Origin of the sequence: Geothrix paludis (genome assembly GCF_022808815.1) — a bacterium.
In the GTDB taxonomy this organism is placed as follows: Bacteria; Acidobacteriota; Holophagae; order Holophagales; family Holophagaceae; genus Geothrix; species Geothrix paludis.
This window is the reverse complement of record NZ_JAKZLC010000001.1, coordinates 678,347-697,652: the sequence shown is the minus strand read 5'-3', so window position 1 is coordinate 697,652 and position 19,306 is coordinate 678,347. Positions and strand designations below refer to the sequence as shown.

Here is a 19,306-nt window from a genome sequence, read left to right as displayed (position 1 = left end):
GCTGCAGCGTCGTTTTCCCACTCCCCGCCCGAGGCTTCAGGGCAATCCAGGAGGTTTCCATGGCCGGCGCCTACGCCACGTTCACCCACATCACTGACTACATGGGCTTCGAGGGCCTGCTCACCGAGGAAGAGCGGATGATCCGCGAGACCGCGCGGAAATTCGTCAACGCCGAAGTGCTGCCCATCATCGAGAAGCACGCCCAGGAGCAGACCTTCCCCAAGCACCTCATTCCCAAGATGGGCGAGCTGGGCTTCTTCGGACCCGCGCTGCCCGAGGAATACGGCTGCATGGGCGTGTCCAACGTGGCCTACGGCATTCTCATGTACGAGCTGGAGCGGGGCGATTCGGGCCTGCGCTCCTTCGCCTCCGTGCAGGGCAGCCTCGTCATGTGGCCCATCTACGCCTATGGCAGTGAGGAGCAGAAGCGGTACTGGCTGCCCAAGCTGGCCACGGGCGAGAAGATCGGCTGCTTCGGCCTCACCGAGCCCGATTTCGGCTCCAACCCCGGCGGCATGCTCACGAAGGCCGTGCGCGAGCCCGGGGGCAAGTGGCGCATCAACGGCACCAAGATGTGGATCACCAACGGCACCGTGGCCGACGTGGCCGTGGTGTGGGCCCAAACCGAGGACGGCATCCGCGGCTTTCTGGTGGAGAAGGGCACCCCCGGCTTCAGCGCCCCCGAGATGAAGGGCAAGTGGAGCCTGCGCGCCTCCACCACCTCCGAGCTGGTGCTGGAGGACGTGATCGTGGACGAGGCCAAGTCGCTGCTCCCCAACGTGAAGGGCCTGAAGGGTCCCCTGGGCTGCCTCACCCAGGCCCGCTACGGCATCGCCTGGGGCGCCCTCGGCGCCGCGGACGCCTGCTACCAGTGCGCCTTGGACTACGCCAAGACCCGCATCCAGTTCGACAAGCCCATCGCCAGCTACCAGCTCCAGCAGGAGAAGCTGGCCTGGATGGTCACCGAGATCACCAAGGGCCAGCTGCTGGTGCATCAGCTCGGCCGCCTGAAGGACGCCAAGACGTTCACGCCCGCCCAGGTCTCCATGGCCAAGATGAACAACGTGAACATCGCCCTGGAAGTTTGCCGCAAGGCCCGCACCATCCTCGGCGCCAACGGCATCCTCGACGAGTACCCCGTCATGCGGCACATGGCGAACCTCGAGAGCGTCTACACCTACGAGGGCACGCACGATATGCACACGCTGATCATCGGCCAGGAAGTGACTGGGATTCCCGCTTACCGCTGAAAGCCATTCCCACCACAGAAAAACGGGCCGCATGGCCCGTTTTTCTGTGCATAAAATGCCGGATGCCCAAACCTTTCCGCGTCCTCTCCATCGACGGCGGCGGCATCCGCGGCCTCATCCCCGCCCTGGTGCTGGCGGAGCTGGAGCGACGGACCGGTCGGGCGGTGGCCGACTGCTTCGACCTTATCGCCGGCACCAGCACGGGCGGCATCCTGGCCCTGGGGTTCGCGGTGCCTGGGCAGGATGGGCGTCCCCGCTACTCGGCCCAGGACCTGGCCGGCCTCTACCTGAAGGAGGGTGCCCGGATCTTCGACGAGAGCCTCTGGCGGCGCCTCACGAACCCCATGGGCTTGCGGGCGGCGAAGTACCCGTCGGACGGCCTGGAGGGCGTGCTGGCGCAGTACTTCGGGGAGACCCGCCTCAAGGACGCCTTGGTGGAGGTCCTGGTGACGGCCTACGACCTCGAGAAGCGGGATGCCTTCTTCTACCGCCGCCGACGGGCCCGCGCGGACGCTCGCTACGACGTGCCCATGCGTGTGGCGGCCCGCGGCACCAGCGCAGCGCCCACCTACTTCGAGCCGCTGCTGGTGTCCTGGCCCAGGGATCGGGACGTGCTGGTGGACGGCGGCGTCTTCGCCAACAACCCGGCCATGTGCGCCTATGCGGAGGCCCGGCAGGGACTGGGCGGGAGCGCCGAGGACATCCTGCTGGTATCCCTGGGCACGGGCATCCACGCCACGCCCTACCGCTACGAGGAGGCGAAGGGCTGGGGCGTGGCGGGCTGGGCCCGGCCCATCCTGGACGTCATCTTCGATGGCGTGGCGGACACCGTGGACTACCAGCTGCGCCAGCTCATGCCTGCCGGTGCGGACGGCAGGCCGCGCTACCTCCGCTTCCAGACGGATCTCGACGCGGGTCTGAGCGAGATGGATGACGCCAGCCCCGGGCATCTCGAAGGCCTGCAACGCGCGGCGGACGCCATTCTCCACCGCCAGGCCCCGGCCTTCGAGGCGCTGATGGCGTCGCTCTGAGCTACCGCGCCTTCTCGGTGCGCACCACCAGCACGTCGCAGGGCGCCAGCCTCACCACCCGGGCCGCGGTGCTGCCGAACAGCAGCCGCTCCAGGGTGGAGTGGCCCACCTGAGCCACCACCAGCAGGGTCGTCGGGTCTGCCGCGGACACCAGTTCCTCCGCGGGTCCGCCCCACTTCACGATGACCTCGGTGCCGCCAAAGGGCTTGACCCAGGATTCAAGCTGCTCCCGGGCATGGTCTTCCATGCTCTTCAGCCAGGCGGGGTCGGGAAGGGCGATCTGGGCTTCGGGCAGCATGGGGGCGGGAGGCTGGAGCACGTGCATGGCCACCAGGGGCACGCCGCAACGGGATGCCCAGTTCCCGGCACGCTCCAGCGCCTGCTTCGAGGCTTCGGAGAAGTCCACACCCACCAGCACCCGCGTGATCACGGCGGCCTCCGTCGGATGCCCCAAAGATACGTCCAGGTCATCCATCGGTGCCGATTTTTTTCAGGAGGGGGTTGAAATACGAGTTTAAACACGTAACATGGATCCAGGAGGCGCCATGATCACGCTGCGACCTGCCGGAGCCAGGGGCCACTTCGATTTCGGATGGCTCGACACCCGCCATACCTTCTCCTTCGGGGAATACTTCGATCCCGAGCACACCCAGTTCCACGCCCTGCGCGTGCTGAACGAGGACCGCGTCCAGCCCGGCAAGGGGTTCGGCACCCATGGCCACCGGGACATGGAGATCCTCACCTGGGTGCTCTCCGGGGCCCTGGAGCACCGCGACAGCCTGGGGACGCACGGCGTCATCCGGCCGGGCGAAGCCCAGGTCATGAGCGCCGGCACCGGCATCCGCCACAGCGAGTTCAACGCTTCGGCCTCAGAGGCGGTGCACTTTCTCCAGATTTGGATCGTGCCCGAGCGCCAGGGCCTTGCCCCCCGCTACGACCAGGTGGCCTTCCCCGGCCCCGAGTTGGAGAACCGCCTTCGGCTCATCGCCAGCCCGGACGGGGCGGAGGGGTCCGTGAAGCTCTTCCAGGATGTGAAGGTCTTCGCGGCGCGTCTCGATCCCGGCCGCGAGGTCAAGGCCGCGGTGCCAGCCGGACGCGCCGGCTTCCTCCATGTGGCCAAGGGGACCGTGACGCTCAACGGCACGGCCATGAACGCCGGAGACGCGGCCCGCATCGAAGGGGAACCCTCCCTCACCGTGGCGGCCGGATCGCCCGCCGAAGTCCTGTTCTTCGATCTCGCCTGAGGTATCGCCATGACCATCAAACCTGTCGCCACGCTCGTGCCCGGTCTCCCCACGGAGGACGGCAACCGTGTTCCCTTGACCCGTCTGGTGCCCGGTCAGGGACACCGGGGGGCCGACGCCTTCCGCGCCATGGATCCCTTCCTGCTCATGGACCACTTCGGTCCCATGGTGCTGCCTCCGGGCACGGATGCGGGCTTCCCGCCCCATCCCCACAAGGGCTTCCAGACCCTCACCTACCTCATCCAGGGCGCCTTCCGGCACCGGGACAGCACGGGTGGGTCCGGTCTGCTGCGGCCCGGCGGGGCCCAGCTCATGAACGCGGGCTCGGGCATCGTCCACGAGGAGATGCCGGTGCCGGAGCACCTCGAGACCGGAGGCCCCATCGAAGGCGTGCAGCTCTGGATCAACCTGCCCAAGGCGGCCAAGGGATCCGCGCCCGGCTACACGGACCTCCAGCCGGAAGCCATGCCCTGGCAGGCCCTTCCCGGAGGCCGCCTCCGCGTGCTGGCGGGCACCTGGGCCGGCGTGACGGGCCCCGCGCAGACCCCGGCGCGGATCGGCTACGCCCATCTGGAGCTGGAGGCCGGCGCCCGTTTCCAGCAGGCGATTCCCGAGGGATGGATCGCCGCCGTGGTGCCCCTGAGCGGAAAGGTCCGCGTGGAGGGCACGGACGTGCCCGCCGACACGGTGGCGCTGCTGGGTGAGGGGGACACGCTGGCCCTGGAAGTTGTGACGTCCGCCAGTCTCATGCTGCTGGCGGGGGAACCCCTCCGGGAGCCCATCGCCCACTACGGTCCCTTCGTGATGAACACCTACGATGAGATCGAGCAGGCCATCCGGGACTACCAGGAGGGGCGCCTGGGGCACCTCGACTGATCAGATCGGCTTCGCTTCCAGCTTCCGGCCCAGGGTGAACCTGCCCTGGGCCAGTTTGTGGATGGCCCGGGCCAGGCCTTCGCGGCTGCAGGCCAGCTCGGTGCTCCAGGTGTCCAGGGGCAGCTCGCCGCCTTCGGGATGGGCCTCCACCCAGGCTTCCCAGAGGGTCGAGAGGGCCGCTGCATCGGGCTCCTGGCGGTCGCGCCAGCTGCGTTCCTGGGGGCGTTTCGGTTCGTAAAACGATTGGCCGCGCAGCTTGTCGGGCAGAAAGATCTGCTCCCGGTCGTAGTCGTCGTGGGAGTAGTGGTAGCCCGCGCCGCGGCCGGCCTTCCGGGCCGTGGCGGTATGGGCGTCGCGGATGGCCTCCGGGATGGGCGCGTCGTCGGCGGCCAGGGCCGTGTCGATGGCCATCACCGTGGCGTTGCTCTTGGCGGCGTTGGCCACGTAGATCACCGCCTGCGCCAGGGGGATGCGAGCCTCGGGCCAGCCGATCTGCTCCACGGCCCGGCTGGCGGCCTCGCAGAGGATGAAGGCCTGGGGATCGGCGTTGCCCACGTCCTCGGCGGCGCAGACCATGAGGCGCCGGGCGATGAAGCGGGGATCCTCGCCGCCGCGGATCATGCGGCTCAGGTAGTAGAGGGCGGCGTCGGCATCGGAACCCCGCAGGCTTTTCTGGAAGGCGCTGGCCAGGTCGTAGTGGCCGTCGGCGCGGTCGAACATCATGCGGCCGCCCAAGGCGCCCTGGAGGGACTCCAGATCGGGATCCGGCATCTCCATCCACGTCTCCAGCCCCGAGAGGGCCGAGCGCAGATCGCCGCCGGCCCAGTGGGAGAGCCACTCGAAGACTTCGGCTGGCTCCGGCTGTCCGGGCCGTTCCTTGGCCCAGGCCCGCTTCAGCACTTGCTGGATGTGGACGGGCTCCAGGGCCTTGAGGGCGATGAGCTGACAGCGGCTGCGGAGCGCCGGGTTCAGGTAGAAAGCCGGATTCTCCGTGGTGGCGCCGATGAGGATGGCCTCGCCGCGCTCCAGGAAGGGCAGGAGGATGTCCTGCTGGGCCCGGTTGAAGCGGTGGATCTCATCGAGGAACACCACGGGCGGCACCGTGCGGAACAGGGGCATCTCCCGGCTCTCCTGGAGGAACTTCTTCAGCTCCGCGGCGCTGCCGCTCACGCCTGAGAACTCCATGAAGCCATGCCCCGTGGCCTCCGCCAGGATGCGGGCCAGGGTGGTCTTGCCCGTGCCCGGCGGCCCCCACATCACCATGGAGGGCAGCCGGCCCCCAGCCGTGAGCCGCAGCAGCGCGCCCTTGGGTCCCAGCAGGTGCGCCTGGCCCACCACCTCGTCCAGCGTCGAAGGTCGCATGCGTTCGGGAAGCGGGGTGGTATGGCTCACAGTCCTTCCAGCCTAGCGCGTCCTGCCTGCGCGTAGGATTAGGGGCGGCCCGGCCCGAGTCACTCCGGGGTAGGCTGGTCCCATGGACACGATCCCCGCCTACGAACGCGATCCCTACGCCACCACCCTGGAGACCCGCGTGCTCCGAACGGGGGAGGAGCAGGGCCGTCCCTTCGCGATCCTCGAAGACACGATCCTCTACCCCGAGGGAGGCGGTCAGCCCGCGGACCGGGGAATGCTGGGCGGCGTGGCGGTCGTGGATGTCCAAAAACGGGAGGGCGAGATCCGCCACTACCTGGCTTCGCCTTTGGCGGAAGGCCCGGCCTCGCTGGAACTGGACTGGGCCCGCCGCTTCGACCATATGCAGCAGCACACGGGCCAGCACCTGCTCACGGCGGTGGCCCAGGACCGCTTCGGTTGGGGCACCACGGCCTTCCACCTGGGAGCAACAGTCTGCGACATCGAGGTGACTGCGACCGCCATGTCGCTGCGCGACATGGCGGTATTGGAAGAGACCGTAGCGTCCGAGATCCGGGCGCACCGCGAGATCTCGGCCCGGCGGGTGAGCCCGGAGACCTACAAGCTGGAAGCAGTGAGATCCCGGGGCCTGCCGGAGGGCCACACGGGTGACATCCGCCTGGTTCAGATCGCTGGCGTGGATCTGAACACCTGCGGGGGCACGCACCTGCGCCACACGGGCGAGATCGAGGCCCTCAAGCTGCTGGGAACCGAGGCCATCCGGGGAGGTACACGCCTCTTCTATGTGGCCGGAAGACGCGCCAGGCTGCGCCTGGACGCGCATGAAACACGCAACGCGGCCCTGCGGGCCCTGCTGGGCGCGCCGGATGAGGACCTGGTGCCCGCCCTCCAAACCAAGCTGGACCAGCTCCAGGCCTCCGACCGCCGCGTCCGCAAGCTGGAGGAGGACCTGGCCGAGATCCAGGCGGCGGCTCTGGCCGCACGGCCGGAGGGGCTGGTGGAGGCCCACGCCGAGGGTCGCGACATGGCCTTCCTTCAGAAACTGGCGCGCCAGGTGCTCGCGGCGGATCCCGCCAAGGCTGTGTTCCTCACGGCCGAGTCGGGTGGACAGGGGCTCTTCCTGCTGAGCGCGGGGGAGGTCTCCGCCTTGGACGTGCCCACCCTCGGCAAGGCCGTGGCGGCACTCCTCGGCGCCAAGGGGGGCGGCTCGGGAAAGAGCTTCCAGGGCAAAGCGCCGGACCTGGCGGCACGGGCCGAGGCCCTGGCCCACCTCCGGGCGAGCGGGGGCTGAGCCTTGGTCCGATCCTGGCCCCTCTGGATCGTCAGCTTCCTCAAGCTGGTGGGTTGGGGTCTCGGGCTCTATGCGGTCCTCTGCCTCCTGGCCTTCCTGACCCAGCGGCGGATGATGTACTTCCCCGATCGCGAGCCGGAGCCGGAGGCCGTTCAGCGGGCCGTGGGCGCGCGTTTGGTGCCCTGGCGGGACGCGAAGGGGGGCGTGCTTGGCTGGCGGCGGGCCGCGAGGTCGGGAGCCCCCCGGATTCTCGTGCTGCACGGGAACGCGGGGGATGCCCTGGGCCGCTTGGACTACCTTCCGGTGTTCGAGGCCGCGGGCTTTGAGGGCGTGCTGCTGGAATACCCGGGCTACGGTCCCCGGGAGGGCGAGCGGTCGGAGGCCTCCCTGGTGGCCGATGCCCGGGCGGCACTGCAGCAGCTGAAGGCGGAATCCAGCGCGCCGGTGATCCTGCTGGGGGAGAGCCTCGGGTCCGGCGTGGCGGCGCAGGTGGCCGCCGCCGAGCCCAAGCTGGTGGCGGGGCTCCTCCTGGCCACGCCCTTCGCCCGGATGACCGAGGTGGCCGCTCACCACTATCCGTACCTGCCCATGAAGCTGATCATGCGGGACCGCTGGGACAGCCTTGGGGCCATCCGCGGCTACCGCGGACCCGTGGCCATGGTGATCGCCGGCCAGGACGAGGTGGTGGGCGCAGAGCAGGGGCGGCGTCTGGCCCAGGGGTGCCCCGGGGCCGTCCGGATCTGGGAGGTCCCCCGGGCCACCCACAACGATCTGCCCCTGGCCCCCGGCCGTCCGCCCTGGTCTGAGGCCCTGGTCTTTCTCCAGGGGCGCGCCGGGATGAAACAATAGGGCCCATGGACTTGATCTACCTCGACCACAACGCCACCACCGCCCTCGACCCCGAGGCCTTCGAGGCCATGCGGCCCTGGTTCATGGAGCGCTTCGGCAATGCCAGCGCGGCCTATGCCCTCGGGCACCTGTCGGATGGCGCCGTGGTGGCCGCTCGGGAGCAGGCGGCGGCCCTGGTGGGCTGCGCGCCCGCGGAGATCGCCTTCACCAGCGGCGGCACGGAGAGCCTGAACCACGCCTTCCGCGGCGTGTGGGAGGCCTTTCCGACGAAGCGGCACCTGGTCGCGACCGCCGTGGAGCACCCCGCCGTGCGGGCCCTGGTGGCCTGGTGGAAAGCCCAGGGCGGCGAAACCAGGGACGTGGGCGTGGACGGGGAGGGCCGGCTCGACCTGGCGGCTCTGGAAGCCGCCGTGCGCCCGGACACGGCCCTGGTGGCCGTCATGGCCGCCAACAACGAATCTGGCGTGCTGTTCCCGGTGGCCGAGGCGGGGCAAGTCGCGAAGGCGAAGGGGGCCCTCTTCCTGGTGGACGCCACCCAGGCCATGGGCAAGATCCCGGTGGATGCCACAGCCTGGGGCGCGGATCTGCTCTGTCTCAGCGGCCACAAGTTCCACGGGCCCAAGGGCACCGGCCTGCTCATGATTCGCCGGGGCGTGCGGCTGAAGCCCCTCATGCTGGGCGGCTCCCAGGAGCGGGGCCGCCGTGGGGGCACGGAGAACGTCCCCGGTATCGTGGGCCTGGGCAAAGCCGCGGAACGGGCCCTGGCGCGGCTGCCGGAGATGGACCGGGTGCGGGGGCTCCGCGACGCCCTGGAGGCCCGCATCCTCGCGGAGATCCCGGAGGTTCGCATCCACGGTGCGGGAACGGATCGCCTGCCCAACACGAGCCTGGTGGGTTTCGCGGGTCTTGAGGGCGAAGCGCTGCAGTTGAAACTGGCAGAACAGGGCATCTGCGTGTCCACCGGCAGCGCCTGCAGCACGGGCATGCGGGAGCCCAGCCATGTGTTGCGCGCCATGCGCGTGCCCGAGGCCCACGCGCGAGGCACCGTCCGGTTCAGCTTGGGGCTGGGCACCACCGACGCGCAAATCCAGGTGGTGGCTGACCTGCTTCCGGACCTCGTGGAGGCATTGCGGCAGGGAGGGCAAGGAATTGGATCTCATCGATAAATTCCATGCCAAAACTTTGTGACATAAGCCTCTGTTGACACGGCCATCGTGACATGGTGAGGTGGGCGGAACCCACAATCCCCTCCCGCCTTGCATGGGAGCGCCCCATGTCCCTGGACCTTCTCAAGCGCCTGACTCAGGGATTCCGCCCCGCCCCGGAAGCATTGCGCACCCAGAAATGGTCGACGCCGGCTCCCCTGGACCGGGGGGATCTGGGCGATGCCAGGTTGGCCGTGGATCACCGTGGGCAGGGGATCGCCCTCTGGGAGAACCATGGGACCTTGTGGACCCTGCCCGTGGGGGCTGCCGCGGCGCCGGCGTTCATGCGCGCCCCCTTCAGCGCCGGAACCACGCCCCGTCTGGCGATCAATCCTGAGGGCCGGGGTCTGGCCGTCTGGTTGTGCGACCTCGGAGAGGAACGGCAGATCCTCGGGAAGGTCCTTGGAACCTGTGAGGGCTCGGAACAAGTGGTATTCCGGACGCCTGGGGGGATCCGCAAGCTCCAGATCGCGGTGGACCGCAGGGGCAACGCACTGGTGGTCTGGCTCCACGAGAAGGTGGGAAGGATCGAGGTGATGGCCCACTCCTTCGATACGCGGGGCGAGGCCTGGGAGAAAGGGCCGACGATCCTCGGACTGGCTTCGGATCCTGTGGCCTCGCCGCAGCTCGCGGCCAACCACAGCGAGCACGCCATGGTGCTCTGGGAGGCTCAGGACAGCCTCTTCGATGGGCTGCTGGCCAGCCATCACTGGCCCACGGACCGGATCTGGTCCGATCGTCCGGTGCCCGTGGTGGCGCATGCCGCCCGCCACCACCAGGTGGCCATGGACGATCACGGGAATGCGGTGGCGCTCTGGGTTCATGCGCCCTATGGCCAGCGGAGCACCCTCGAAGCCTGTTTCTTCGATGTCGTGGCGGGAGAGTGGCGGGAGCCCACTACGCTGGCGAGGGCCCAGGAGATCTCCCTGCCACGCTTGGTCATGAACGGATCCGGAGAGGCCCTGGCCGCCTGGTGCCAGCGCGAGAGTGGGGAAGGCTCGCACTTGCTGGCCCGGGCCTTCCAGGATGGGGGTTGGGAGCCGGGCGCGGAATGTCTCGACCGCAGCCGGGGCCGGAGCCATGACTACGCCATCGCCCTGGGTGGCGATAGCCATGCAGGGGCCCTGGTGGTCAAGCATGGGGAGGATGGGGACCAGGTCGTGCTCCGCACCCGCCTCGGAGTCTGGTCCAAGCCGAAGGTGGTGGCTGAATGCCGGGAAGGCGCCTGCGCCTCGCCTCGGATCGCCGTCTCCCCCCAGGGCATGTCCCTCCTCTGGATGCAGGGGACGGGATCCGAGAAGACGCTGATGGCGGCGAGCTCCCATTGATCCGGAGCGGAGCCTTCAGGCCTGGAGCAATGCCTTGGCGTAGTGCTCCACCGCGTAGGGCAGCCAGCGGTGGCCAGGAAGGTCACGGCTGAGGTAGCCCATGTGGCCGCCGTGCGGCTCCAGGTGGAGATGGACGGCAGGTGAGGGTTTGGCTTCGGCCGCGTGCTGCCAGGGGATGAAGGGGTCGTCCTTGGCCAGGAGGACCACCGTCGGCACGGTGATCTTGGACAGGTGGTGCCGTGCGGAGCACCGGGCGTAGTAGTCCTCGGCGTCCTTGAAGCCCGCCGCCTTCGTGGTGTAGGCATCGTCGAACTCGCGCAGGCTCATGAAGGGGCCTGTCCGGTAGATGTCCGGGATGAGTCCGTCCTCCACCCGCTGGCGGATGGCCTTGCGGCAGCGCTTGATGAAGCGCAGCTCGTAGAGTCGGCTGAGCCCCGTATGGATGGCCAGTGAGCAGGCGCCCAGATCGACCGGTGGGTTCACGGCGATCGCGCAATCGGGTCGGGCCGCTGGCCTCGGCAGGCCGTCGCCCAGGTTCAGCAGGAGGGCGTTCGCGGAGAGGGAGTAGCCGATGGCCAGCTGGCGGAGGCCCGGATGCCGTTCCCGCGCGGCAGTGAAGGCTGCGCCCAGGTCGTCGCCGGAACCGCTGTGGTACGGATGTTTCGCCAGGCCCCGGCCCTCGCCGCAACCCCTGTGGTTCACGGTCCAGACGTGGTGGCCCAGCTTGCGCGCGAGGGCGACCGTGCGGCGCACGTAGTGGGCCTGATCGTCGCCTCCCAGGCCATGGAAGACCAGCACCAGCGCGTCCGTCTCGCCGGGGTAGTGGCGGCCGGTGAGCTGGTCGCCATCGGGCAGCAGGATGCGGAAGGGCTCGGAGGGATGGCGGGAGGGTTCCCCGGGCAGGTAATTACCGAGGATGGTCTGCAGGTGGCCCGAGGGGGCCCACCACGGGGGCCGGCAGGGCAGGGGCGGCGGGGCGAGCTTGCGCATCCGCCTAGTGTGCCCGAGCGGGCTCAGTCGTTCCGCTTGAAGACCAGCTTGTACGAGAAGGGATTGTCCAGCTTGGGGTGGGTGTAGGTCACCTGGAGGGCCAGCGAGCTGCCGTCCTTCCGCATGGAGTAGACGTACTTCAGCGTGTAGCCGTCGCCGGCGATGGTCTGGACCATGGTGGGGCCGTCCTTGGTGAGGGTGGCCTTGAACACCTTGTCGTCGCTGCGCTTCCAGTCGCTCTCGGTACCGTCCGCCGGAGTGTCGATGGAGCGTTCCTTCCCCATGGTCACCGAGAAGGTCTCGCCGGCCAGGATGTCGAGCTTGTTGAACTCCCGGCACGCCCCCTGCAGCTTCTTCTTCCAGAGGAGCTTCATGGCGAAGTTCAGGTCCTTGACGTGCTCGTCGATGCGCTCCTCGACCTTGTCACTTTGTGAAGCGGAGAGGGTCCACTCCCCGTCCCAATCCACCTTGTCTTCCTTGGCTGGCAAGGCGGTTTTGGCCGGCGTCTTGGCCTTCTGAGCAGCCATGGGAAGAACCAGCAGGCAGGGCAGGAGGAAGGGCAGCACGCGCATGGGGACTCCGGGTGGGGATCGTCGGATCGTACTCCGGCGGGGCGCATCGCGAAAGCATCTCTTGTGATCCGTGCAACAAAGGCGTGGATTGATGACCTTGCAGGCAGGATCGCGCAACACGAGGTGTAAGCTTGGTGGCATTCAGCCCAACATGAGGGCACTCAATTCAAGGAGTGTGGCCATGAAACGCAAGCAGGAAGCCCTCGATTACCATTCGCAGGGACGGAAAGGCAAGATCGAGGTCATCGCCACGAAACCCTGCTCCACCGCGCGGGATCTGGCCAATGCCTATTCCCCTGGCGTGGCGGAGCCCTGCCTGGAAATCGAGAAGAATCCCGAGGATGCCTACAAGTACACCGCCAAGGGGAACCTGGTGGCTGTGATCTCCAACGGCACCGCCGTGCTGGGTCTGGGCAATATCGGCGCCCTCGCCGGCAAGCCCGTGATGGAAGGCAAGGGCGTGCTGTTCAAGCGGTTCGCGGACATCGACGTGTTCGACATCGAAGTGAATGAGCTGGACATCGACCGCTTCTGCCAGGTGGTGAGGGCCCTGGAGCCCACCTTCGGCGGCGTGAACCTCGAGGACATCAAGGCCCCCGAGTGCTTCGAGATCGAGACCCGGCTGAAGAAGGAGATGAACATCCCCGTCTTCCACGACGACCAGCACGGCACGGCCATCATCAGCACCGCGGCGCTGATGAACGCCTCCGAGATCGTCAGGAAGAAGCTCGGGGACATGAAGGTGGTGTTCAGCGGCGCCGGCGCCTCCGCCATTGCCTGCGCCAACATGATGATCCGCGCCGGCGTCAAGCTCGAGAACCTGTGGCTCTGCGACACCAAGGGACTGGTCTACACCGGGCGCAAGGACGGCATGAACCAGTACAAGGACAAGTTCGCCAAGCCGAGCGACTGGCGCACTCTGGCGGACACCATCAAGGACGCCGATGTGTTCGTGGGCTGCTCCAGCAAGGGCGCCCTGACGCCTGAGATGCTCCTGAGCATGGCCAAGAACCCCATCGTCTTCGCCCTGGCCAACCCCGACCCCGAGATCGACTACCCCACCGCCAAGGCCACCCGCGACGACATCATCCTGGCCACGGGCCGCAGCGACTACCCCAACCAGGTGAACAACGTCCTGGGCTTCCCCTTCATCTTCCGCGGCGCCCTGGACGTGCGCGCATCTGAGATCAACGAGGAGATGAAGCTGGCCGCCGCCAAGGCCCTGGCCGCGCTGGCCAAGGAGGAGGTGCCTGATTCCGTGGTGAAGGCCTACTCCGGCCAGAAGTTCACCTTCGGCCCCGAGTACATCATCCCCAAGCCCTTCGATCCCCGCGTGCTCCTGTGGGTGGCTCCGGCCGTCGCCAAGGCAGCCATGGAGACCGGCGTGGCCAAGCAGCCCATCGCGGACATGCGGGCCTACAAGGAGCGCCTCGAGGGCCTCCAGGGCCGCAGCAAGGACGTGATCCGCAGCGTCATCCACCGCGCCAAGGCCAATCCCAAGCGCGTGGTCTTCCCTGAAGGCACGCATCCCCTGATCCTCCAGGCCGTGTCCCAGATGGTGGACGAGGGCATCTGCGTGCCGATCCTGGTGGGCGATCCCGCCAAGGTGAAGGCCGTGGCCGCCGATCACGGCATTTCGCTAGACGGCATCGAGATCCAGGATCCGGGCACCGTGGCCTGGCGTAAAGAGGCCGAGGACGCCTACCTGGAGCTGCGGAAGCGGCGCGGCGTCACCCGCGACGAGGCGAGCCGCAAGGTGATGGAGCCGATCTACTTCGGCGCCCTGATGTGTCGCCTGGGCAAGGCGGATGGCCTCATCGCGGGCCTGACGATGTACTATCCCGACACCATCCGGCCCTGCCTGGAGGTAATCGGCACCCGCAAGGGCGTCAAGCGCGTGTGCGGCGTCTACACCATGGTGCTCAAGAACCGCGTGCTGTTCTTCTCCGACACCACCATGAACATCGAGCCCAGCAGCGAGGAGCTGGCGGAGATCGCCCTGCTCACCGCCGACCTGGCCAAGGACCGGTTCAACATGGAGCCCAAGGTGGCCATGCTGTCCTTCTCCGACTTCGGCAGCGTGGACCACCCCCTGGTCCGCAAGGTCCAGAAGGCGGTGGAGATCGTGAAGTTCCAGCGCCCCGACCTCAAGTGCGACGGCGAGATGCAGGCGGACACGGCCCTCGGCGAGGGCATCCTGGCCGAGAGCTACCCCTGGGTGGACCTCCCGGGCGGCCCGAACGTGCTGATCTTCCCCGACCTCACCAGCGGCAACATCGGCTACAAGCTGGTTCAGCGGCTGGCGGGCGCCGAGGTCATCGGCCCCATCACCTGCGGCATGGCCGCCCCGGTCCACGTGCTCCAGCGGCACAGCGATATGAACGACATCATCCACCTCACGGCGCTCACCGTCGTGGAGGCGCAGCAGAAGTAGCTGTCAGCGGTCAGCTGTCAGCTTTCAGTGTTAAATGCGGGGGCCGGTCGGCCCCCGCATTCTGTATGATGGCGTGCACGTGATCGACAGGAGGCGGAGATGTACTACATCGTCGAATCCGACAAACCCTTCGAGGAGGCCTCGGCCGACCTGGAGGCTGCGGTGCAGGCGGGCGGCTTCGGTGTGCTCCACATCCATGACCTGGGGAACACGCTACGCAGCAAGGGCTTTCCATTCACGGAGGCCTGCCGGGTCTTCGAGGTGTGCAACCCGGGCCAGGCGTCCAAGGTCCTTGGCCTCGACCTGCGCCTGAACATGGCGCTGCCCTGCCGCATCTCCGTCTACACGGACCAGGGGCGAACCCGGATCGGCCTCATTCCACCCTCGGATCTGCTCGAGGGCCTGTCGAAGGATCCCGCGCTGCTTCCCATCGCCCGTGAAGTGGAGACGGCCTTGATCCAGATGGTGGATAAGGCCCGGTGACCCATGTCATCGATCGCGGGTGGCGAGAGGCGCGGCGCGGGCCGGCCTGCGGTCCGCCCTGATCGACATTCCATGAGCCGGGGTTGCGATGGGTGATGTGCTGTGCGCGTGGTGCGGAGCCTTGATCGGTCAGAGCGGGGTCGACCATTCCCATGGCATCTGCCGCTCCTGCTACCGGGAACTGCTTCGCATTCCGGATCTGTCCGAGGAGGCGTTGGACGGCTTGCCGTTCGGCGTGATCGTCCTGGCCAGGGATGGGACCATCCTCGCCTATAACCCGGCGGAAGGCGCGCTCGCGGGCCGTGAGCCCAGCGCTGTGATCGGTCGCCATTTCTTCACCGAGATCGCTCCCTGCACCTCGGTCCAGGAGTTCCAGGGTGTCTTCCGCGAGTTCTGCGAGCGGGATGATGCTTCCAGGACGTTCCAGTTCACCTTTCATTTTCCGGGTGGTCCGGTCCAGGTGCAGATCGTCTTCCTCCACCGAGGCGCGGACGTAGCCGTCGCCATCCGCAAACGGGTCGATCCGGTCGCCTGAGGGCGATCTAGCTGGAGGACTCCAGCTGCTGGAGCCAGGCCCGGATCTCGGGATCGGGGTCCGGGCTGAGGCGCAGGGCCTCGCGGAGGTCGGCGAGGGCGGGGGCGGGCTCGTCCCGCTGGAGGTGCACGAAAGCGCGCTCCTTGTGGGTCCGGGCGTCCCCCGGGTCCAGCAGGATCAGGTGGGTGGCCGTCCACAGGGCCTCCTCCCAGTCCTCGGCGTGCATGAACCGCAGGTGCAGGTTGCGCACGAGGCGGATGAGGATCTGCCGATCCGTCGCGGGCTTCAGCATGTCAGGGTGGAAGGCGATCCGGCCGGCGCTGGCGGCCTTCACCAGGGCGGCGCCCCCCTCCTCGCCCACGGCGCGTCCGCGGTTGAAGGGATCGAAGCACAGCAGGCCCGACGGCGAGCGCAGGGCGGCGATGAAGTGGCCAGGCAGGCCCACGCCCACGGCATCGAAGCCCATGCGGCGGGCCAGGTCGATCCACAGGATGGAGAGGGAGATGGGCAGCCCCTTTCGCCGGGCCACCACGGCGGGCAGCAGGGCGTTCAGGGGATCGTCGTAGGTCTCGCGATCCCCATCGAAGCCGAGTTCCTCGAAGAGCAGGTGGTTGAGCGCCTCAAGGGCCCGGTCGGTGTCCCAGGGCAGGGGCATGCGCCCCGCGAGGGTGAAGGCCCATTCGTTGAGCTGCATCACCACTGAGGCGGGATCGGGGTCTTCCAGGGCCGGCGCCACGGCTTGGACGGCCCCTTCGGCCAGGTTCCGGCATTCCGGATCCAGGCGGAGGTATTCGAGCAGGGACATCAGCCTCTCCGGCGAATCACCGCGCGGACCACGAGGGCCGCCGCGACCAGGCCCATGGCGCCCCAGGCCCAGTTCATCCAGGAGCTGGTGGCGGCCTGGACCTTCTTGGCCTCTTCGGCCTTCCTGGCGTTCTCTTCGATGGAGATCTTGGACTGCGCCTCGCGGGCGTCCTTCACGGCCTTCTGGCCGGATTCACGGGAGGCCTGGAGTTCCTTGGCCGCCGCTTCCTGTTCCTCCTGGATGCCCAGCACCGCGACATGCCTCTGGGGCTGGACCTTGGGTCCGGTGCTGGCGGGAACCACATCGGTCTCGTCGCTGTCGGAAACGGGGCCCTGGCTGGAATCCAGGGATTCGGTGAGGGCCTGGATGTCCTCCCGCAGGCCCTGGAGCACCTGATTCTGGCGGTGGAGCTGAGCGCCCTGCAGCCAGAGCATGAGCAGCTGGAGCACCAGGAGGGCAGGGATGGTCCATTGGAGTGGGCGGCGGGTCATGAATGCTCCCTTCCCAGGATAAACAGAGTCCGGTCATCCCGGTTCTGAGTATCGAATGACGCTACATCCCGGAAGATCGCCTCGCAGGCCGCCCGGGGGCTGCCCGTGCCCCAGAGGCGGCGGAGCTGGCCGCAGAGGCGGGCCACGCCGTAGAGCTCGCCTTCCCGGTTCATCGCCTCGGACAGGCCGTCGCTGTACAGCACCACCCAGCCCTTGGGGGGAAGGACGCCTTCGACCACCTCCCAGTTCCCCGGCGCCGCCGGGCGGAGGCCGAGGCCACGGCCCTGGGGCGTCATTTCGGTCGAACAGTCCTCCACGACCCCCTGGAGCAGGAGGGCGCCCGGGTGGCCGGCACGGGCCAGCCGGTAGTTCCCGTGCTGATCCCACTCCAGCAGCACGAGGGTGAGGAAACCCCTCTGGCCCAGCAGCTGGCGGAGGGTGTGATCCATGGACTGCAGCATCTCCTCCAGTCCCTGGTCCTCTCGCTGGGCCGCCTGCTCGAGCAGGGCGGTCGCCTGGGCCATGTAGAGGGCCGCCGCGAGGCCCTTGCCGCAGACATCGCCCACCGCCGCCAGCCACTTCCCGCTGGGCCTCCGCTTCACGAAGAGCAGGTCGCCACCGGTCTCCAGTGCGGGTTCCAGGCGCAGGGCCACCTGGAACCCGGGGATGGGCGGCAGGTGGGAGGTGATGAGGCCCTCCTGGATGCGCCTGGCGGTCTCCAGCTCCTGGCTCAGGCGTTCCTGGGCCAGCAGACGCTGGTGCATCACTGCCGTCTCCAGCACCTGGCCGGCCGCCAGGGCCACCTCGCGCAGCAGCTCGCGGTCCTCGCGGCCGTAGTTCAGCTCCGCGTACTTGCCCCCCAGGAGCACGGCGCTGTGCGGGTGGTCTCCGGCCAGGATCAGCAGCAGAAGCTGGGCTTCCAGGGCGTCCACATGGGCCCGGAGGCCCTCGCCCTGCTCGCGGATCCAGTCGGCCTCCTCGCTGCCCAGTCCCAGCACCAGCTCGCGGTTCTCCCGGGCCAGCCGGAGGAGCCCGGGCGGGATCCGGAGGGGCTGAGGCGGGAAGTGCCTGCGCCGATCCTCCCGATCCATGGATTCGGCTGCGGGCAGGAGGATATGCCGCGACTCGATGGGCAGCACCTCGAGGAACTGCGGCCGGAAGGCCTCGTCGAGGGCCTTCCGCAGGGACTTCAGCAGGGCCTCTTCGCTGAAGCGTTTCCGGGGCTCGCGCACGGCGCTGAGGGCGATCTCGCGGGTGCTGGCGAAGTCCCGCCGGAAGCGGCGGCGGATGCCCTTCAGCAGGCGACGCAGGGCCCAGCCCAGGGGCAGGGCCAGCAGGCCGATGAGGGCGCCGGCCCAGCCCGGCGGGATGGAGGAGAGGTGGGAGAAGGCCCAGGCGAGCCCGCCCAGGTAGCCTGCCACCGTGAGCGCCAGGATGGCCATGTAGCTCACCCACCGCAGCAGCACCTTCCGCACTTCGAAGAGGCCGTGCCGGAAGATGGCGAAGGCGAAGCTCAGCGGAAGCAGGGGCACCGGCAGCATGAAGATGAAGACCTGGCGGCGGAAGAGGAGGCTGTTGCCGTACCGCGCCCGGAGCACGGTCCAGGCCAGGAGATCCAGGCAGAGCACCGCCGCCACGATGAGGGAGGGCAGCAGGGCTCGGCGCAGCCGCTCGTGGGTCCGGAACGTGCCCACCAGGAAGAATCCCAGGCCAGCCAGCGCCGCGCCGGCGTAGAGCGGGATGGGGTAGCCCGTCAGGAGGTTCTTGAGGGAGCCTCCCAGGGGGGCGCCTGCGGGGGTGTGCAGCGTGCCGTCGCTGAGGATGGCCCAGAGGTTCACCAGGAACTGCACCAGGGCCATGAGGGCGTAGGTGCCGTAGATGGCCTGGAGGAAGCGGCGGTTCTTCCTCAGATGGAAGGGGTGGGGGAAACGCAGGAAGAAGTGGATCCACAGGGGAGGAAGCAGGGCCGCCGTGACGGAGGCCATGAGACTCACTGCGATCCGCAGGGGGGCCGGCGCGTTGAGTCCCACCGTGGCGCCCGACATCAGCAGGGCCGTGGCCGCCAGGTAGAAGAAGTGCCGCGCCGTTTTGCGTTCGGGCGCGGACAGGACCACCAGGAGGGAGATGGCCCAGGCGAGGATGCCGTTCAGGAGCAGGGCCACCTGCTCCAGATCCAGCGGCTTCACCAGCCGGATGGGGAGCAGGATCGCCCGCCCCTGGCGCTTCACGGTGTAGATCAGGATGGTGCCCTGGGATTTGGCGTTGATGAACCGCTGGGCCTTGAGGGTCCCCTCGACCGTGGGTTCGAAGGCGCGTCCCTGGATCTTCAGGAGCTCATCGCCCTCGAGCAGGCCCGCCTCCTCCGCCACCCCGTCCGGGAGGATCTCGCGGATGACGATCTTGCCGTTCTCCACGATCCAGGAACACTGGTCGTCCGAGGGGGCGTACACCCACTGGTTCAGGCCGAACGACCCCAGAGCCAGCACGAGGCAGGCGAAGCTGATCCACAGCAGGCGCCAACGGATGCGTTTGAGGTAGGGGTTCATGGGAC

At 68.3% G+C, this 19,306-nt stretch carries 18 protein-coding genes; 11 read left to right on the top strand and 7 right to left on the bottom strand.

Translation table 11 applies throughout. From position 1 onward, the window contains the following. The first annotated feature begins 59 nt into the window (after window positions 1-59). Together MLE64_RS03200 and MLE64_RS03195 are read left to right on the top strand one after the other, a co-directional pair. Window positions 60-1,250: an acyl-CoA dehydrogenase family protein gene (locus tag MLE64_RS03200; RefSeq protein WP_243315797.1), complete on the top strand. Its 1,191-nt coding sequence runs from the start codon at window positions 60-62 to the stop codon at window positions 1,248-1,250. A 62-nt stretch (window positions 1,251-1,312) separates the two neighbouring features. Next, window positions 1,313-2,281: a patatin-like phospholipase family protein gene (locus MLE64_RS03195; RefSeq protein WP_243315795.1), complete on the top strand. Its 969-nt coding sequence runs from the start codon at window positions 1,313-1,315 to the stop codon at window positions 2,279-2,281. A gap of 1 nt (window position 2,282) precedes the next feature. Here MLE64_RS03195 and MLE64_RS03190 read toward each other — a convergent pair whose 3' ends face one another. Beyond that, entirely contained in the window at window positions 2,283-2,711 is a 429-nt protein-coding gene (locus tag MLE64_RS03190; RefSeq protein ID WP_243315793.1) for a universal stress protein, read from the bottom strand. Window positions 2,712-2,826: 115 nt separating this feature from the next. Between MLE64_RS03190 and MLE64_RS03185 the strand changes: the two genes are divergently transcribed. Together MLE64_RS03185 and MLE64_RS03180 are read left to right on the top strand one after the other, a co-directional pair. Beyond that, window positions 2,827-3,525, top strand: coding sequence for a pirin family protein (locus MLE64_RS03185; protein ID WP_243315790.1), 699 nt, complete (start codon window positions 2,827-2,829; stop codon window positions 3,523-3,525). Between the two features lie 9 nt (window positions 3,526-3,534). Next, a complete protein-coding gene (locus MLE64_RS03180; RefSeq protein ID WP_243315788.1) occupies window positions 3,535-4,401 on the top strand; it encodes a pirin family protein in 867 nt (288 codons plus the stop codon). Here the strand turns inward: MLE64_RS03180 and MLE64_RS03175 are convergent, their stop codons facing one another. Further along, window positions 4,402-5,763, bottom strand: a complete 1,362-nt coding sequence (locus MLE64_RS03175; RefSeq protein WP_243315786.1) for a replication-associated recombination protein A — start codon at window positions 5,761-5,763, stop codon at window positions 4,402-4,404. It lies immediately after the preceding gene. Between the two features lie 112 nt (window positions 5,764-5,875). Here MLE64_RS03175 and MLE64_RS03170 point away from each other — a divergent pair, with 112 nt between their 5' ends. The 4 genes from MLE64_RS03170 (at window position 5,876) to MLE64_RS03155 (ending at window position 10,445) form a co-directional block, all read left to right on the top strand. Next, on the top strand, window positions 5,876-7,063 hold the full coding sequence (locus MLE64_RS03170) for an alanyl-tRNA editing protein (RefSeq protein ID WP_243315783.1): 1,188 nt from the start codon (window positions 5,876-5,878) through the stop codon (window positions 7,061-7,063). A gap of 3 nt (window positions 7,064-7,066) precedes the next feature. Continuing rightward, window positions 7,067-7,912, top strand: coding sequence for an alpha/beta hydrolase (locus tag MLE64_RS03165; protein WP_243315781.1), 846 nt, complete (start codon window positions 7,067-7,069; stop codon window positions 7,910-7,912). 5 nt (window positions 7,913-7,917) lie between these two features. After that, the gene (locus tag MLE64_RS03160) at window positions 7,918-9,078 is read left to right on the top strand and encodes a cysteine desulfurase family protein (protein ID WP_243315778.1); all 1,161 of its coding nucleotides are present in this window, start codon (window positions 7,918-7,920) and stop codon (window positions 9,076-9,078) included. Between the two features lie 107 nt (window positions 9,079-9,185). Beyond that, on the top strand, window positions 9,186-10,445 hold the full coding sequence (locus MLE64_RS03155; protein WP_243315776.1) for a hypothetical protein: 1,260 nt from the start codon (window positions 9,186-9,188) through the stop codon (window positions 10,443-10,445). A gap of 15 nt (window positions 10,446-10,460) precedes the next feature. Here the strand turns inward: MLE64_RS03155 and MLE64_RS03150 are convergent, their stop codons facing one another. Both MLE64_RS03150 and MLE64_RS03145 read right to left on the bottom strand, forming a co-directional pair. After that, window positions 10,461-11,435 (bottom strand): YheT family hydrolase, encoded by a 975-nt coding sequence (locus MLE64_RS03150; protein WP_243315774.1) that lies wholly within the window; start codon window positions 11,433-11,435, stop codon window positions 10,461-10,463. Between the two features lie 23 nt (window positions 11,436-11,458). Next, window positions 11,459-12,007, bottom strand: coding sequence for a hypothetical protein (locus MLE64_RS03145; protein WP_243315772.1), 549 nt, complete (start codon window positions 12,005-12,007; stop codon window positions 11,459-11,461). A 181-nt stretch (window positions 12,008-12,188) separates the two neighbouring features. On the opposite strand from MLE64_RS03145, the gene MLE64_RS03140 reads away from it, so the two are divergent. The 3 genes from MLE64_RS03140 (at window position 12,189) to MLE64_RS03130 (ending at window position 15,459) form a co-directional block, all read left to right on the top strand. After that, on the top strand, window positions 12,189-14,441 hold the full coding sequence (locus MLE64_RS03140) for an NADP-dependent malic enzyme (protein ID WP_243315770.1): 2,253 nt from the start codon (window positions 12,189-12,191) through the stop codon (window positions 14,439-14,441). Window positions 14,442-14,540: 99 nt separating this feature from the next. After that, window positions 14,541-14,924 (top strand): DUF302 domain-containing protein, encoded by a 384-nt coding sequence (locus tag MLE64_RS03135; RefSeq protein WP_243315768.1) that lies wholly within the window; start codon window positions 14,541-14,543, stop codon window positions 14,922-14,924. 88 nt (window positions 14,925-15,012) lie between these two features. After that, window positions 15,013-15,459, top strand: coding sequence for a PAS domain-containing protein (locus MLE64_RS03130; protein ID WP_243315766.1), 447 nt, complete (start codon window positions 15,013-15,015; stop codon window positions 15,457-15,459). A 7-nt stretch (window positions 15,460-15,466) separates the two neighbouring features. Here MLE64_RS03130 and MLE64_RS03125 read toward each other — a convergent pair whose 3' ends face one another. Genes MLE64_RS03125 through MLE64_RS03115 form a run of 3 tightly spaced genes read right to left on the bottom strand, consistent with a single transcriptional unit; the run spans window position 15,467 to window position 19,301 of the window. After that, on the bottom strand, window positions 15,467-16,264 hold the full coding sequence (locus tag MLE64_RS03125) for a SirB1 family protein (protein WP_243315764.1): 798 nt from the start codon (window positions 16,262-16,264) through the stop codon (window positions 15,467-15,469). After that, window positions 16,264-16,755 (bottom strand): hypothetical protein, encoded by a 492-nt coding sequence (locus MLE64_RS03120; RefSeq protein WP_243315762.1) that lies wholly within the window; start codon window positions 16,753-16,755, stop codon window positions 16,264-16,266. The genes MLE64_RS03125 and MLE64_RS03120 overlap by 1 nt, the downstream gene beginning before the upstream one ends. Beyond that, entirely contained in the window at window positions 16,752-19,301 is a 2,550-nt protein-coding gene (locus tag MLE64_RS03115) for a SpoIIE family protein phosphatase (RefSeq protein WP_243315760.1), read from the bottom strand. Before MLE64_RS03115 ends, MLE64_RS03120 begins: the two co-directional genes overlap by 4 nt. Window positions 19,302-19,306 lie beyond the last annotated feature (5 nt).

Coding starts and splice junctions, on each gene's coding strand:
- MLE64_RS03175 (WP_243315786.1), bottom strand. CDS start 5,763: ATGCGACCTTCGACGCTGGACGAGGTGGTGGGCCAGGCGCACCTGCTG.
- MLE64_RS03160 (WP_243315778.1), top strand. CDS start 7,918: ATGGACTTGATCTACCTCGACCACAACGCCACCACCGCCCTCGACCCC.
- MLE64_RS03145 (WP_243315772.1), bottom strand. CDS start 12,007: ATGCGCGTGCTGCCCTTCCTCCTGCCCTGCCTGCTGGTTCTTCCCATG.
- MLE64_RS03120 (WP_243315762.1), bottom strand. CDS start 16,755: ATGACCCGCCGCCCACTCCAATGGACCATCCCTGCCCTCCTGGTGCTC.
- MLE64_RS03140 (WP_243315770.1), top strand. CDS start 12,189: ATGAAACGCAAGCAGGAAGCCCTCGATTACCATTCGCAGGGACGGAAA.
- MLE64_RS03130 (WP_243315766.1), top strand. CDS start 15,013: ATGGGTGATGTGCTGTGCGCGTGGTGCGGAGCCTTGATCGGTCAGAGC.
- MLE64_RS03115 (WP_243315760.1), bottom strand. CDS start 19,301: ATGAACCCCTACCTCAAACGCATCCGTTGGCGCCTGCTGTGGATCAGC.
- MLE64_RS03180 (WP_243315788.1), top strand. CDS start 3,535: ATGACCATCAAACCTGTCGCCACGCTCGTGCCCGGTCTCCCCACGGAG.
- MLE64_RS03155 (WP_243315776.1), top strand. CDS start 9,186: ATGTCCCTGGACCTTCTCAAGCGCCTGACTCAGGGATTCCGCCCCGCC.
- MLE64_RS03150 (WP_243315774.1), bottom strand. CDS start 11,435: ATGCGCAAGCTCGCCCCGCCGCCCCTGCCCTGCCGGCCCCCGTGGTGG.
- MLE64_RS03185 (WP_243315790.1), top strand. CDS start 2,827: ATGATCACGCTGCGACCTGCCGGAGCCAGGGGCCACTTCGATTTCGGA.
- MLE64_RS03135 (WP_243315768.1), top strand. CDS start 14,541: ATGTACTACATCGTCGAATCCGACAAACCCTTCGAGGAGGCCTCGGCC.
- MLE64_RS03125 (WP_243315764.1), bottom strand. CDS start 16,264: ATGTCCCTGCTCGAATACCTCCGCCTGGATCCGGAATGCCGGAACCTG.
- MLE64_RS03195 (WP_243315795.1), top strand. CDS start 1,313: ATGCCCAAACCTTTCCGCGTCCTCTCCATCGACGGCGGCGGCATCCGC.
- MLE64_RS03200 (WP_243315797.1), top strand. CDS start 60: ATGGCCGGCGCCTACGCCACGTTCACCCACATCACTGACTACATGGGC.
- MLE64_RS03170 (WP_243315783.1), top strand. CDS start 5,876: ATGGACACGATCCCCGCCTACGAACGCGATCCCTACGCCACCACCCTG.